We start from the raw sequence: 13158 nt of genomic DNA, 5'->3' as shown, positions 1-13158 counted from the left end.
ACCACTGACCTTGATAGCTGTTCGGTTGTACGATCTGACCACCGGAATTGGATGCGCCATAAACCATGTTTAATCAATCCTTTGTTTCACCTGTTATACGTCGGGTCGCAGTTGTTGGTTCAGGCCTGGCAGGCCTGACAGCAGCCCTTCAACTGAAGACTCGAGGCCACGACGTGACGGTATTCGAGAAAAGCCGCGGCCCCGGGGGGCGCCTCGCTGCAAAGCGCGTTCCCGGTGGTTCCGCCGATATCGGCGCCCAGTACTTCACCTCACGAAACCCCGGGTTCCTGCCGTTCCTTCGGAAATTCGCCGGTGAGCAGAGCTTTGCCCCCTGGCACGGCCGGTTTGGCTTCCAGACCCCGGACGGCGAGTGGCAGCCGTTTCCCGAAGAGGCCCGTTACGTTGGCGCGCCCCGGATGACGGCGATTACCCGGGGCCTGTCGGCCCATGTCCGTGTGGTTGCCGAAACCCGGGTAGGGAAGCTGGCCCGAAAAGACCAGTTGTGGTCGGTCTTTGACACCGACGGCAAGCATCTCGGTGAATTTGACCAGGCGATCATCACCGCACCACCGGCCCAGGCACGGGATCTGCTTGTAGCCAGCGGCCTGCGCGACCTGGCTGCCTTCCTTGATGATCCGGTAAAACGGGTATTGCCATGCTGGGCGGTGGCGGCGCATTTCCCGGTTTCGCCGTGGCCACATCACGAGGGCATGCGTTGCCAGCATCCGGCGCTGTTCTGGGTGGCCAACAATTCCAGCAAGCCTGGCCGTGACGATCACGGCCAGTGGTGGGTGATTCACGCCAGCCCGGCCTGGACGGAGCAGCACATTGAGAGCCCGGCGAAGGAGGTTGCCCAGGACTTGTTGGAAGCCTTCCGTGAGGTAACCGGTTTTGCTGCCGGGCCAGATGAGGTTGTCACCCATCGCTGGCTCTATGCAAAATCCGAGGGCGGCGAGCAGCCGGGCCATCTCTGGTTTCCCGGCCACAATATCGGGCTTGCCGGCGACTGGCTCAGTGGCGGGCGGGTTGAAGGCGCCTTCGACAGCGCTTGTGGTCTGGTTACCGAATTGATGGCGTTGCCGCCGGCTACTCGGTGATTGGGGAAAGATTGCCGGTGGTCACGTCCGGGCGGGTGTAGAAGTGGGTGATCGTCCCGTCACTGAACTTGCTGAAGAAGGCGCTGACATCGGTGATCTTCTTCAGCGACCGGGATCTGTGAATAGGCTCCCGAACCAGGACCTTGATGCCGTTGAAGTTATCCTGGATGTTGGAGAACCGGGCCCGCATCGAGCAGGTGACGACCTGGGTCGGGTTCAGTTGCAGTTCCTGGGCCAGCCACGCACTGTGCCTGCCGATACCCTTGGCGGACAGGTCTTCCCGGGTATCCAGGTGGTTCAGCTTGACCCGGTTTACAATGCAGAATGAAAAGCTTTTGGGGTGCTTTCTCGCCACTTTCCGGAAGGCTTCCCAGAAAAAGTTGTCGGTCAGTTCCGCGAAATAGGACATGTCGCTCAGGCAGGTGTCCACCCACTCGAAGTTATCCGGGTCGTCCAGCACCTCATTGATTGCCTCGCGCAGCAGCCAGTCAAAACCAAGGGCGGTCTTATGGGCATACACCTTGCGGTACATCTGGTGGCGGCTGTAGACGAAGTCTTCCAGTGCACCCAGGCCCTTCTGGGTAATGGCCAGCCCGAGCCAGGGTTCGGCGACATCCCAGCCAAAACGCAGGTTGCTCAGCAGGTGGTCCAGGTTGAAGCCGCCAATGGTCACTGAGGAATGGAAGCCGTCCCGCAGCATGTAGTCGGCCCGGTCGGCATCGATCTCGCCGGACACGATGGATGACAGCAGGTCCATCACCAGCCCTGGAATATTGTCGCTCAGCGGGGAACCGGCCGCGGCATCCTCACCGGCAATGAAGGCCCAGAAGGTCCGGGCGTGGCGGCAGAAGGTTTCGCTTGGCTTCACCTCGGTGGTTTCCATGATGCCGATTACGTCTGCGGCATGAAGGCCGGCACCCTCAAGGTCTACCGCAGAGAGAACATCGTGGGCGACACGTACCGAGTAATGCTCGTGCTCCAGTTCGTCGGGTTCAACCGGGTGATAGAGCGTGTAGTCGACTCCGCGCCAGAGATCCCGGAACCGCCCGGGATGCGACATGAGCTCCCGGATGCGCCGGGCCTGGGTAAACTGGTGCGAAAAACTGGAATGGCCGCTGTCATGCAGCAGGCAGCCAAGCCGGATGGTTTTCGCGAGGTAGTCGATGGCGTCCAACTGGCTCAGGCTCAGGTCAGTCTGTTCGCTCAACTGGCGTTCCCGGAGGTAGGCGTCGATCATCGAACGGAACATGCGGGTACCCACATGCATCACGCCAATGCTGTGCAGGAAGCGCGAGTGCGTGGCGCCGGGGAAGACCAGGCTCAGGATGTCGTTCTGGCAGATGTTGCGCAGCCGCTGGAACAGCGGGTGGTCGATAACCTGGATCTCGTGCCGGTAGAGTGGAATGCCGCCGTGAACCGGATCCATGATCAGCTTGTCATAGGCCCCAAGAAGGTCATTAACGGCACGTCTCATCAGCAGGAATCTCCCAATTTCACAAAACTGGCCTTGTTATATCACAGGGGCGTGCCAGAATAGGCTTTATTAACCCAATTTATCGTTTATCGCTGGTAGTTTAGGGCATTTGCCATGACTTCGCGCACCGAGCGCATACTGATTATTGATGCCGATGTGAAAGCCCGAACCGATCTCGCCCGCTATCTGGAAGCGAGGGGTTTTTACGTCACGGGCTACCCGGATCTCGCCTCCGCCAGGGCACTGTTTGACGATAACATCCCGGATGTCATCTTTGCAGACCTGTCCCCGGAAGCGATCCGGGATCTGGCCGGCAGGCTGGAAGAGGCTGAAACCTTTACGCCGATTGTTGCCTGTTCGACCAGCGAATCCAGCGCGGATGTGGTCAGTATGTTGCGGGCCGGTGCTGCGGACTTTGTCCTCAAGCCCTGTAATGACGATAAGGGCGCGCTGGATGATGTCATCGGCAAGCTGTTTGACCGGGTTCGGGTCAACCGGCTGAACCAGCTCTACCGCCACGAACTGGAAGAGGCCAACCGGGATCTGCGCGACGGTATTGCCGAGCTGCGTGCCGACCAGCGCGCCGGACGCAAGGTTCAGTTGCGGATGTTGCCGGAACGGGAGCAGGTGATGAGCGGCCTGCATATCGACCACCTGATCAAGCCATCGTTGTACCTCAGCGGTGATTTTCTTGACTACTTCCGCATCTCCGACGACAAGGTTCTGGTCTACATCGCCGATGTATCCGGCCATGGCGCCAGTTCGGCCTTCGTGACCGTGTTGCTGAAAAACCTCACCAACCGGCTTCAGCGCAACCTTCGCCGGGGCTCCAGTGACGACATCCTGTTCCCTGAACGCTTCCTCCAGCGGATTAACTCGGAGTTGCTGGATACCGGCCTAGGCAAACACGTCACGGTATTTGTTGGCATTATCTCGGTGAGTGACCGCAGTTTGCGGTATGCCGTGGGGGCGCATTTCCCGATGCCCATTCTGTCCTTCGAAGGTGGTGAGACCGCCTTCCTGGAGGGTAGCGGGCTGCCGGTGGGCCTATTTGAGGCGCCCGAATGGGAGGTTTACGAGGTGCCGTTGGACAAGCCCTTTCACCTGACCCTGTTTTCGGACGGCATACTTGAGGTTATCCGGGAAAAAAGTCTTGATGAAAAGGAGAGGACACTACTTGAACTCGTTTCAGGAGGTCGTCACACTATCGCAGCTCTTAGCGATGCTCTTGGTCTCGAGGAGATTACAGAGTTGCCGGATGATATCGCTATAGTGTCGGTTACTGATACCATGGACGAATCAGACAACACCTCGTCGAAATAGTGGCAGTGTGAAGCATGGCTGGTTACAAGATCCTGCAAGCTGAAAAACAGGGCATTTATGTCCTGAAGTTTATTGGTGAAATCCGGCTGAACCTGTGTTCGACGCTGGACAATCTGGTTGAGACCATCACCCAGGATCCCGAGTTCAAGACCGTGGTCATTGACCTCACCGAAACCGAGATCATCGACAGCACCACTCTTGGCCTGCTGGCGAAGATTGCCATGGCGGCCCAGAAACAGAGCCATTTCCTGCCCACACTGATTTCCACCAATCCTGATATTACCCGCATCATTACATCCATGGGGTTCGACAAGATCTTTATCATTGTCCGTGAGCCCGCCTCCCGTATTGAAGAACTTGAAGAAATTCCTGTTCTCAGGGCCAGTGAACAGCAGGTTCGGGACAAGGTGCTCGATGCCCACAAGGTGCTGATGGGCCTGAACAGTCGAAACAGGGAAGAATTCAGGAATCTGGTGCGCGCTCTGGAGTGTGAAGAGCCCGGTTGACGCCACTCGTTTGCTTCGTCTCGAGATACCGGTTTCCCGTCTGACATCAAAAAAACGGAAGAGCTATGTCTGAAAAAAACACGCCTCAGGAGAACGGGGTAGCAGGGCCAGTGCATGACGTAACGGTTCTGGGTGGCGGCAGTTTTGGCACTGCCATGGCCAAAGTGCTTGGCGAGAACGGCCATCGCGTTCACTTCTGGATGCGCAGCGACGCCCAGGCTGAGGAAATCCGCACCACCCGAATCAACAGCCGCTATATGCCGGGCATCGAGCTGACCGGCGATATTCAGCCCACCAATGATCTTGCCGATGCTGTGAGCAAGGCCGAGATTGTGTTTGTTGCCATACCCAGCAAGGCTTTCCGTGCGGTTATCAGGGAAAATGCCGACAAATTCCGCGATGAACAGATTGTTGTCAGCTTGACCAAGGGTATTGAAGAACACGGTTTCAAACTGATGAGCGAAATTCTCCAGGAGGAAATTTCGCGTTGCCGTATCGGGGTTCTGAGCGGGCCCAATCTCGCGGCCGAAATTGTGAATCGTGATCTGACTGCCACCGTTATTGCCGCCAAGGACCCGGATGTGCGTCGGGCCGTGCAGGATCTGCTGGGCTGCGAGTATTTCCGCGTTTATGCCAACGTCGACATATACGGCGTCGAACTGGCCGGTGCCCTCAAGAACATCTATGCCATTGTCGCGGGGCTGGCTTCCGCCCTGGAAATGGGCGAAAACGCCAAGGCCATGCTGATCACCCGTGGCCTGGCGGAGATGAGCCGGTTCGCGGTGAGTCTCGGCGCCAATCCGATGACCTTTATGGGGCTGGCAGGCGTTGGGGATCTGATTGTAACCTGTACCTCCTCCAAGAGCCGGAATTTCCGGGTGGGCTATGCTGTGGGGCAGGGCCAGAACCTGGACGATGCAGTGGCGGAACTGGGGCAGGTCGCTGAAGGTATCTATACCCTCAAACTGGTCAAGGAAAAGGCCGAAGCCATTGGCATTTATATGCCGCTGGTTCGTGGCCTCTACGAGATTCTGTATGGCAACGCCTCCATCAAGGCCGTTATCAACAGCCTGATGATGTCGGTACAGAATTCCGATGTGGAGTTTATTCTGCCGCGCACGATTACTCAGTAGCCGGCCACAAAGCGGAGGTTGCCCTTGCAATTGCTGATCATGCGCCACGGGGAGGCCGGGTGGCATACCCTGGATCAGGAGCGGGAATTAACCGAATCCGGCCGTTCGGGTGTCGCGGAAGTGGCTGCGCGGATTGCGGAATCGCCCTGGCGCCCGAAACTGATCTGGAGCAGCCCCTATGTGCGGGCCCGGCAAACCGCGGCGATTGTCTCTGAAATTCTGAATTGCCCGGTCGAAGAGAAAATGTTCATAACGCCGGACGATGACCCCGGAGAATGCCTCGACGCCCTGATTGAGCAGCACGAATCGCCGCTGCTGATTGTGTCCCACATGCCTCTGGTGGGCAGCCTCGCAACCCTGCTGGTGGATGCCCACCGCCGGGGCATCCCGTTCATGACTTCCCAGGCAGTGATGCTGGACATGCCCGTAGTCGGCCCTGGCTGCGCGGACCTGAAAGCACAGTTTCTGCCCTGATACTCGGAGTATCTGCTAACTGCATTCAGACGAATCGAGCCAGACTATGTACAGCTTTCCGATTGACTACGTTGAGCCGGTGTTCCGGCCCCCCAGTGAAGCCAAATCACTGATCCTTCCCGTGACTAATGGCTGCTCCTGGAACAAATGCACCTTTTGTGAGATGTACACGCAGCCCCAGAAGAAATTCCGGGCCCGCAAACCAGATGATGTGCTGAATGATATTCAGAAGGCCGCCCGAAGCCTGGGTAGCGTACGTCGGGTCTTTCTGGCGGATGGCGACGCCATGGTTCTGCCAACGCGCCGCCTTCTGGAGATTCTGGGCCAGTTGCGCGAGGCCTTCCCGGACTTACAGCGAGTCTCCAGTTACTGCCTGCCCCGCAACCTGGCGAAAAAAAGCGTGGGCGAGTTGGCGGAGCTGAAAGAAGCGGGTCTGGAGATTCTCTATATCGGCATGGAATCCGGCGATGACGAAGTCCTGCGCCGGGTTAACAAAGGCGAGACCTGGGAATCTACTCGCTCGGCGCTGCTTACAATCCGGGAAGCGGGGCTGACCAGTTCGGTGATGGTTCTCAACGGGCTGGGTGGCGAGGCTCTGTCCCGCCAACATGCCATTAATACCGCCACGTTGTGCAACGAAACCCAGCCGGATTTTCTGTCGACACTGGTCGTAAGCTTTCCTCAGGGTGAGGAACGTTTCCGGGAAGGGTTTGGTGATGACTTTGTCCCGCTTTCCCAGCAGGGGCTCTTCGAGGAAATCCGCCTGTTCCTGGAGCATCTGGAACTGGACAAAACCGTCTTCCGCAGCGACCACGCCTCCAACTACCTGGTACTCAAGGGCACCTTGGGGCGCGACAAACAGAAAATGCTGGACCAGGTAAATCTGGCGATCACCAACCCTGGCGCGGCCCCGCTGCGAGCGGAATGGATGCGCGGGTTGTAATTCACCGGACCGGGAGCCACCGTAATGAGCATGAATCCGGAAAATCTTGCAAAACAGGTCGAGAAAACTGTGAAGAACCCCGGTCCTCCACCCCTGGATCAGTGGCACCCTGAACTGTCCGGTGACATGGATCTTCGGATCAGCCGTGACGGGCACTGGATCTTCAAGGGCGACCCCCTGGCCCGTGAAGCCATCGTGCGATTATTTTCGACCATCCTACGCCGTGAGGAAGACGGCGAGTACTACCTGTTAACACCGGTGGAAAAGTGGCGCATCCAGGTGGAAGATGCCCCCCTGCTGGCCCATTCCCTGCGGGTAACGGGGGAGGGCGACCGCCAGGTGGTGTCGGTGACCACCAACGTCGGTGAATCTCTGGAGATTGGCCAGGACCACCCGTTGGAAGTGGGAACCTACCCGGGCTCAGATGAGCCTCGTCCGATTGTGAAGGTACGGCACGGCGTTGAAGCCCGGCTGGTGACCGCCGCCTATTACGACCTGGCGGAACATGTGGTGGAGCGGAACCAAGGCGGCCATCCCGTGCTGGGGGTGTTTAGTCACGGAATTTTCTACAAAATCGGCCGGAGCGGTTGAAAACCCATGCCATGCCCCCAGAATTGACGGTAGAAAACGCACTATGTCACTTGTTAAACTGTGTTTTCATACTTGTTATGAGCCTGGCTCTCTAACGAGGCCCGGTGGTCGTTAGTCCCTCTGTGCAGTCTGGCTGTTCACGATCACTTTCGATTGCCTAAATCAATTAAACAGTCATTGCGACACGCAAGGAGATCACATGGCCCAACCTCGTGTTGTCACCATCCATTACACGCTCACCAACGATCAGGGAGAGCAGCTTGACTCCTCCCGTGTAGAAGGTCGTGAGCCTCTGTCTTATCTGGAAGGTGCACAGAACATTATCGGTGGACTGGAAAGCGCACTGAACGAAAAGAATGCAGGCGACCAGGTCAAAGTATCTGTAGAGCCCGCTGAAGGCTACGGCGAAGTTAACGAAGAGCTGGTTCAGCCGGTCCCGCTCTCTGCATTTGAAGGTGTCGATACCATCGAGCCGGGCATGCAGTTCCAGGCGCAGACTCCGGGCGGCCCTCAGGTTGTTCGCGTGGTTGAAGTTGGCGACGAGACCGTTACCATCGATGCCAACCACCCGCTCGCCGGACAGACTCTGCACTTCGACGTAGAAGTGGTAGAGGCCCGCGAGGCGACTGACGAAGAGCAGGAGCACGGTCACGCTCACTAAGCTGTTCTGAAGCGCGATCAAAAACGGCTCCCGAGGGAGCCGTTTTTTTTGGGGCCTTCGAAAAATTGTCGGATTACGGCTGCGCCTAATCCGACCTACAAAGGTGCACCTCAAACGCCCACGCCAACCCAGTAGGTCGGATTAGGCGAAGCCGTAATCCGACAGCCCCAACAAAATCCGCAATTCGGTAACCCAAAAAAACGGCCCGCGTTGGGCCGTTTCTGTCACCGGAATTCGAACTTACATGTTCGGATAGTTCGGGCCACCGCCGCCTTCCGGCGTTACCCAGGTAATGTTCTGGGCCGGATCCTTGATGTCGCAGGTCTTGCAGTGAACACAGTTCTGGGCATTGATCTGGAAGCGTTTACCGCTACCATCGTCGGCATCCACCACCTCGTAAACGCCGGCAGGGCAATAGCGCTGCGCAGGCTCGTTGTACTTCGGCAGGTTCTCCTTGATGGGAATCTCCGGATCGGTCAGCTTCAGATGAACCGGCTGGTCTTCCTCGTGGTTGGTATTGGAAATAAACACCGAGGAAAGCTTGTCGAACGTCAGCTGGTTATCCGGCTTCGGGTAATCGATCTTCTTGCACTCGGAGGCCGGCTTCAGGGTGGCGTAATCCGGAGTGGTGTCGTGGAAGGTGAACGGCAGGCTGCCACGCAGGATGTTCTGCTCGAAGAAGGCGATGGCACCGCCAACCACGTTGCCGAACTTGTGCATGGCCGGGCCGAAGTTGCGCTCGGCGTAGAGCTCCTTGAACAGCCAGCTGTCTTCGAACTTCTTCTGGAAGCTGGTGATTTCCTCTCCGTTCTTACCTTCTTTCAATGCTTCGAAGACCGCTTCGGCTCCCAACAGGCCGGACTTCATGGCGGTGTGGGAGCCCTTGATCTTGGAGCTGTTCAGGGTGCCGGCATCACAGCCCAGCAGCAGGCCGCCCGGGAAGCTCATCTTCGGCAGAGCGTTATAGCCGCCTTTGGCAATGGCGCGGGCACCGTAGGACACTCGCTTGCCGCCTTCCAGGTGTTTTTTGATTTCCGGATGCAGCTTAAGGCGCTGGAATTCGTCAAACGGGCTCAGGTGCGGGTTGCTGTAGGACAGATCCGCAATCAGGCCCACGTACACCTGGCCGTTTTCCAGATGGTAGAGGAAGGAACCACCGGTAGAGCTGCTCTCGGTCAGCGGCCAGCCAGTGGTATGAACCACCAGTCCTGGCTCGTGTTTGGCCGGATCGATGTCCCACAGCTCCTTGATACCGATACCGTAGTGCTGGGGATCCTTGCCTTCATCAAGTTTGAAGTCGTTAATCAGGCGTTTGCCCAGGTGTCCACGGCAGCCCTCGGTAAATAGAGTGTACTTGGCTCGCAGCTCCATGCCCGGCATGTAGCCGTCTTTTTCGGAACCGTCACGGGCAACGCCCATATCGCCGGTAATAATGCCTTTTACCTGACCGTCTTCAACAATGGTCTCGGCGGCTGCGAATCCGGGATAGACTTCAACGCCCAGCTCTTCGGCCTGTTCGGCCAGCCAGCGGCACAGGTTGCCCAGGCTGATAATGTAGTTGCCATGATTGTGCATGTTCTTGGGCACAAACGCATTGGGAATCCTGGTGGCGTTTTCCTGGTTCTTCAGCAGAAAAATGTCGTCACGGGTAACGGGCGTGTTGAGCGGAGCGCCTTTCTCTTTCCAGTCCGGGAAGAGCTCGTTGAGGGCAGTGGGCTCGAATACCGTGCCGGCCAGGATGTGAGCACCGATCTCGGATCCCTTTTCTACCACGCATACGGTGAGTTCTTCGCCAGCTTCCTGTGCCAACTGCATGACACGGCACGCTGCCGACAGGCCCGCCGGGCCGCCGCCGACGATCAGAACATCAAATTCCATCGATTCGCGTTCCACGTTGGTCTCCTCAAACTTCTTTAATGGATATTATGTTGCCCGCAGGCGAAGGTTTTCCGGGCCGCCATCATACCGGTAAAACTGCGTATAGACGACTGTCGCCCGCCGATCAAACCGACTCACCTTGCGAAAAGGATACCGTATTTGAAGAATCAAACAAACGTTTGTTTGAAATTTGGTCTTTCCTTTGGCATTGTAGAGGCACACTGAAACATCGTGTGTTTTGAGTCGAAATCTAGTATCGTCTCATTGTCATTCCCGGTCAATACCGGGGAATTGGCTGAAAGGTCAGTCCTGACGCGGCGTTTGAGGCTATTGATTCTGCTGACTGTTGCCTCCATCATTAGTGCGCACTGAGTTTCGGCAGGCTCCGCGTGAGGACTGCAAGTCATAAACCCATCGTAGAAGAACGAGGAATCTATGAAGGTTCTGGTCGCTGTAAAACGAGTAATCGACTACAACGTAAAGGTGCGCGTCAAGCCGGACAACACCGGTGTTGATCTCGCCAACGTCAAGATGGCAATGAACCCGTTCTGCGAAATCGCGGTTGAAGAAGCCGTTCGCCTGAAGGAGAAGGGTGTTGCCAGTGAAATCGTGGTGGTATCCATTGGCCCGAAAGCCTGCCAGGAGCAGATCCGTACTGCGCTGGCGCTGGGTGCGGACCGTGGTATCCACGTCGAAACCGACGAGGAGGTTCAGTCTCTCGAAGCGGCCAAGCTGCTGAAGGCTGTTGTCGAGAAGGAAGAGCCCAAGCTGGTCATCCTTGGCAAACAGTCCATCGATTCCGATAACAACCAGACTGGCCAGATGCTGGCCGCACTGACCGGCATGGGTCAGGGCACCTTCGCTTCCGAAGTGGTTGTTGAAGGCGACAAGGTCAATGTAACCCGCGAAGTAGACGGTGGTCTGATGACCCTGTCACTGAGCCTGCCGGCGGTTGTTACCACCGACCTGCGCCTTAACGAGCCGCGTTACGCGTCTCTGCCGAACATCATGAAGGCCAAGAAGAAGCCGCTGGACTCCATGAGCCCGGCCGATCTGGGTGTCGACATCGCTCCGCGCCTTGCCACTCTGAAGGTTGAAGCACCAGCTTCCCGTCAGGCGGGTGTGAAAGTGGCCGACGTTGCCGAGCTGGTCGATAAACTGAAGAATGAAGCGAAGGTGATCTAAATGAGCATCCTTGTAATTGCTGAACATGACAACAGCAGCCTGAAACAGGCTACCCTGAATGTTGTAGCGGCTGCCAAGGCCATCGGCGGTGACATCGACGTACTGGTTGCCGGTGAAAACTGCGGGGCCGTTGCTGAAGCGGCTGCCAAGGCCGAGGGCGTTAACAAGGTACTGGTTGCCGACAACGCTGCTTATGGTCACTTCCTGGGTGAGAACCTGGGTGAGCTGGTTGCCGAAGTGGGCAAGGGCTACAGCCACATCCTGGCTGCTGCCGGCACCACCGGCAAAGACTTCATGCCGCGCGTTGCTGCGCTGCTGGACGTTGCCCAGGTGTCTGACATCATGCGCGTCGAGTCCGAAGACACCTTTGTTCGTCCGATCTATGCGGGTAATGCCATCGCGACTGTGAAGTCCAGCGACAGCATCAAGGTGATCACCGTTCGTCCGACCGCGTTTGATCCCGTGGCCGCAGAAGGTGGTTCTGCCTCTGTTGAGCAGCTGGATGTGGTCAAGGACGCCGGCCTGTCTTCGTTCGTGAAGGAAGAACTCGCACAGTCCGATCGTCCGGATCTGGCCTCCGCCGGAATTGTTATCTCCGGTGGACGTGGCATGCAGAACGGCGACAACTTCAAGATGCTGGAGCAGATTGCTGATCTGCTGGGTGCTGCCGTTGGTGCATCCCGTGCCGCTGTCGACGCCGGCTTCGTGCCGAACGACATGCAGGTTGGTCAGACCGGTAAGATCGTTGCCCCGCAGCTGTACGTGGCGGTCGGTATCTCTGGTGCTATCCAGCACCTGGCGGGTATGTCTGACTCCAAGGTGATCGTGGCGATCAACAAGGACGAAGAGGCGCCGATCTTCCAGGTGGCCGACTACGGCCTGGTTGCGGACCTGTTTGAAGCGGTTCCGCAATTGGAAGAAGAGCTAAAGAAAGTTCTGTAACTTTCTGTCTGGCTTGAAAAAAGGCACCCACGGGTGCCTTTTTCGTTGGGCCGGACTGAATTACCTGCCATGCTACAAAGCCCTGACCGCAGAACCGGATAAACCAACCATGACCACCATGCCGTTTGATGCCCTGGCCTGTCCGCTGGACGGTGGCCCTCTGGCCCCCATCGATAACGCCTGGCGTTGCGAAAATGGGCACAGTTTTGATGTCGCCCGGCAAGGCTATGTGCATCTGCTGCCGGTTCAGAAGAAGCGATCCCGGGACCCCGGTGACAGCAAAGAGATGGTGGCGGCCCGCCAGCGGTTTCTCAATGCCGGGTTCTACGGGAAAATTGCCGACGCCGTGAGCAATCTGTCGATGCAGGCGCTGCCCGGGGGCCGGACTGCCTCGGTACTGGACGCCGGTTGCGGTGAGGGCTATTACCTCCGGCACCTGGCAGGCATGGCTGGCGACAGGAGCCTCGCCATGATTGGTGTGGATATCTCCAAATGGGCCATTCTCGCGGCGTCCAGGCAGAACAGACACAGCCGGTGGGTGGTTGGCAGCAACGCAAACCTGCCGGTATTGCCGGAGTCGCTGGATCTGGTGCTTTGCCTGTTCGGCTTTCCGGTGTACGGCGAATTTCTCCGGGTGTTGAGGCCCGGAGGGCAGGTGCTGCAGGTGGACGCCGGTGCGGACCACCTTCGGGAACTTCGCGAAATTATCTATCCTGAACTGAAGCCGGCGAATGAGGCCGCCGCGGCGGTTCCTGATGGCTTTCGGTCGGTCGGCTCACAGGAGATTCGTTTCGACCTGTTCCTGCCTGATGGCAACCGGATTGCTGACCTGCTGGCGATGACACCGCATTTTTACCGGGCCAGCGCGGAAGGTCTCGAAAAGGCTGCAGCCCTTGAATCCCTGGCTGTGACCGTGAACGCAACACTGCAACGTTTCGAGAAGGTGTAACA

General features: G+C 57.6%; 13 protein-coding genes. 11 read left to right on the top strand and 2 right to left on the bottom strand.

Annotated features, from left to right (window positions below; genetic code table 11):
* The first annotated feature begins 65 nt into the window (after positions 1-65).
* Entirely contained in the window at positions 66-1097 is a 1032-nt protein-coding gene (locus msub_RS03200; RefSeq protein ID WP_048494670.1) for an NAD(P)/FAD-dependent oxidoreductase, read from the top strand.
* On the opposite strand, the gene msub_RS03195 is transcribed toward msub_RS03200, so the two are convergent.
* The gene (locus tag msub_RS03195) at positions 1087-2571 is read right to left on the bottom strand and encodes an HD domain-containing protein (RefSeq protein WP_048494669.1); all 1485 of its coding nucleotides are present in this window, start codon (positions 2569-2571) and stop codon (positions 1087-1089) included. The two genes, msub_RS03200 and msub_RS03195, sit on opposite strands and share 11 nt — an antisense overlap.
* 114 nt (positions 2572-2685) lie before the next feature.
* Here msub_RS03195 and msub_RS03190 point away from each other — a divergent pair, with 114 nt between their 5' ends.
* The 7 genes from msub_RS03190 to msub_RS03160 all read left to right on the top strand — a co-directional run bounded on the left by msub_RS03190 (position 2686) and on the right by msub_RS03160 (position 8202).
* Positions 2686-3894 (top strand): PP2C family protein-serine/threonine phosphatase, encoded by a 1209-nt coding sequence (locus tag msub_RS03190; RefSeq protein ID WP_048494668.1) that lies wholly within the window; start codon positions 2686-2688, stop codon positions 3892-3894.
* Positions 3895-3908: 14 nt separating this feature from the next.
* Positions 3909-4400: an STAS domain-containing protein gene (locus msub_RS03185; RefSeq protein ID WP_048494667.1), complete on the top strand. Its 492-nt coding sequence runs from the start codon at positions 3909-3911 to the stop codon at positions 4398-4400.
* Positions 4401-4465: 65 nt separating this feature from the next.
* Positions 4466-5533 (top strand): NAD(P)H-dependent glycerol-3-phosphate dehydrogenase, encoded by a 1068-nt coding sequence (locus tag msub_RS03180; RefSeq protein ID WP_048494666.1) that lies wholly within the window; start codon positions 4466-4468, stop codon positions 5531-5533.
* A 24-nt stretch (positions 5534-5557) separates the two neighbouring features.
* Complete coding sequence (gene sixA, locus msub_RS03175; protein WP_048494665.1) at positions 5558-6007, top strand: phosphohistidine phosphatase SixA; 450 nt, start codon at positions 5558-5560, stop codon at positions 6005-6007.
* Between the two features lie 46 nt (positions 6008-6053).
* Positions 6054-6950 carry a radical SAM protein gene (locus tag msub_RS03170; protein WP_048494664.1) on the top strand — a complete coding sequence of 299 codons (897 nt, stop codon included), beginning with the start codon at positions 6054-6056 and terminating at the stop codon, positions 6948-6950.
* A gap of 24 nt (positions 6951-6974) precedes the next feature.
* On the top strand, positions 6975-7541 hold the full coding sequence (locus tag msub_RS03165; protein ID WP_048494663.1) for a DUF1285 domain-containing protein: 567 nt from the start codon (positions 6975-6977) through the stop codon (positions 7539-7541).
* Between the two features lie 199 nt (positions 7542-7740).
* Entirely contained in the window at positions 7741-8202 is a 462-nt protein-coding gene (locus msub_RS03160) for an FKBP-type peptidyl-prolyl cis-trans isomerase (RefSeq protein WP_048494662.1), read from the top strand.
* Positions 8203-8442: 240 nt separating this feature from the next.
* Here the strand turns inward: msub_RS03160 and msub_RS03155 are convergent, their stop codons facing one another.
* The gene (locus tag msub_RS03155; RefSeq protein ID WP_048494661.1) at positions 8443-10095 is read right to left on the bottom strand and encodes an electron transfer flavoprotein-ubiquinone oxidoreductase; all 1653 of its coding nucleotides are present in this window, start codon (positions 10093-10095) and stop codon (positions 8443-8445) included.
* Between the two features lie 420 nt (positions 10096-10515).
* On the opposite strand from msub_RS03155, the gene msub_RS03150 reads away from it, so the two are divergent.
* The 3 genes from msub_RS03150 to msub_RS03140 all read left to right on the top strand — a co-directional run bounded on the left by msub_RS03150 (position 10516) and on the right by msub_RS03140 (position 13156).
* Positions 10516-11265 (top strand): electron transfer flavoprotein subunit beta/FixA family protein, encoded by a 750-nt coding sequence (locus msub_RS03150; protein ID WP_048494660.1) that lies wholly within the window; start codon positions 10516-10518, stop codon positions 11263-11265.
* Positions 11266-12207, top strand: coding sequence for an electron transfer flavoprotein subunit alpha/FixB family protein (locus msub_RS03145; protein WP_048494659.1), 942 nt, complete (start codon positions 11266-11268; stop codon positions 12205-12207).
* Positions 12208-12316: 109 nt separating this feature from the next.
* The gene (locus tag msub_RS03140) at positions 12317-13156 is read left to right on the top strand and encodes a putative RNA methyltransferase (RefSeq protein WP_048496956.1); all 840 of its coding nucleotides are present in this window, start codon (positions 12317-12319) and stop codon (positions 13154-13156) included.
* Positions 13157-13158 lie beyond the last annotated feature (2 nt).

It is taken from the genome of Marinobacter subterrani (genome assembly GCF_001045555.1).
Taxonomy (GTDB): Bacteria; Pseudomonadota; Gammaproteobacteria; order Pseudomonadales; family Oleiphilaceae; genus Marinobacter; species Marinobacter subterrani.
The sequence above is the reverse complement of the archived record's forward strand: the minus strand, read 5'-3'. Positions and strand labels throughout refer to the sequence as shown.

Coding starts and splice junctions, on each gene's coding strand:
- msub_RS03160 (WP_048494662.1), top strand. CDS start 7,741: ATGGCCCAACCTCGTGTTGTCACCATCCATTACACGCTCACCAACGAT.
- msub_RS03165 (WP_048494663.1), top strand. CDS start 6,975: ATGAGCATGAATCCGGAAAATCTTGCAAAACAGGTCGAGAAAACTGTG.
- msub_RS03185 (WP_048494667.1), top strand. CDS start 3,909: ATGGCTGGTTACAAGATCCTGCAAGCTGAAAAACAGGGCATTTATGTC.
- msub_RS03140 (WP_048496956.1), top strand. CDS start 12,317: ATGACCACCATGCCGTTTGATGCCCTGGCCTGTCCGCTGGACGGTGGC.
- msub_RS03170 (WP_048494664.1), top strand. CDS start 6,054: ATGTACAGCTTTCCGATTGACTACGTTGAGCCGGTGTTCCGGCCCCCC.
- msub_RS03150 (WP_048494660.1), top strand. CDS start 10,516: ATGAAGGTTCTGGTCGCTGTAAAACGAGTAATCGACTACAACGTAAAG.
- msub_RS03180 (WP_048494666.1), top strand. CDS start 4,466: ATGTCTGAAAAAAACACGCCTCAGGAGAACGGGGTAGCAGGGCCAGTG.
- msub_RS03145 (WP_048494659.1), top strand. CDS start 11,266: ATGAGCATCCTTGTAATTGCTGAACATGACAACAGCAGCCTGAAACAG.
- msub_RS03190 (WP_048494668.1), top strand. CDS start 2,686: ATGACTTCGCGCACCGAGCGCATACTGATTATTGATGCCGATGTGAAA.
- msub_RS03200 (WP_048494670.1), top strand. CDS start 66: ATGTTTAATCAATCCTTTGTTTCACCTGTTATACGTCGGGTCGCAGTT.
- msub_RS03195 (WP_048494669.1), bottom strand. CDS start 2,571: ATGAGACGTGCCGTTAATGACCTTCTTGGGGCCTATGACAAGCTGATC.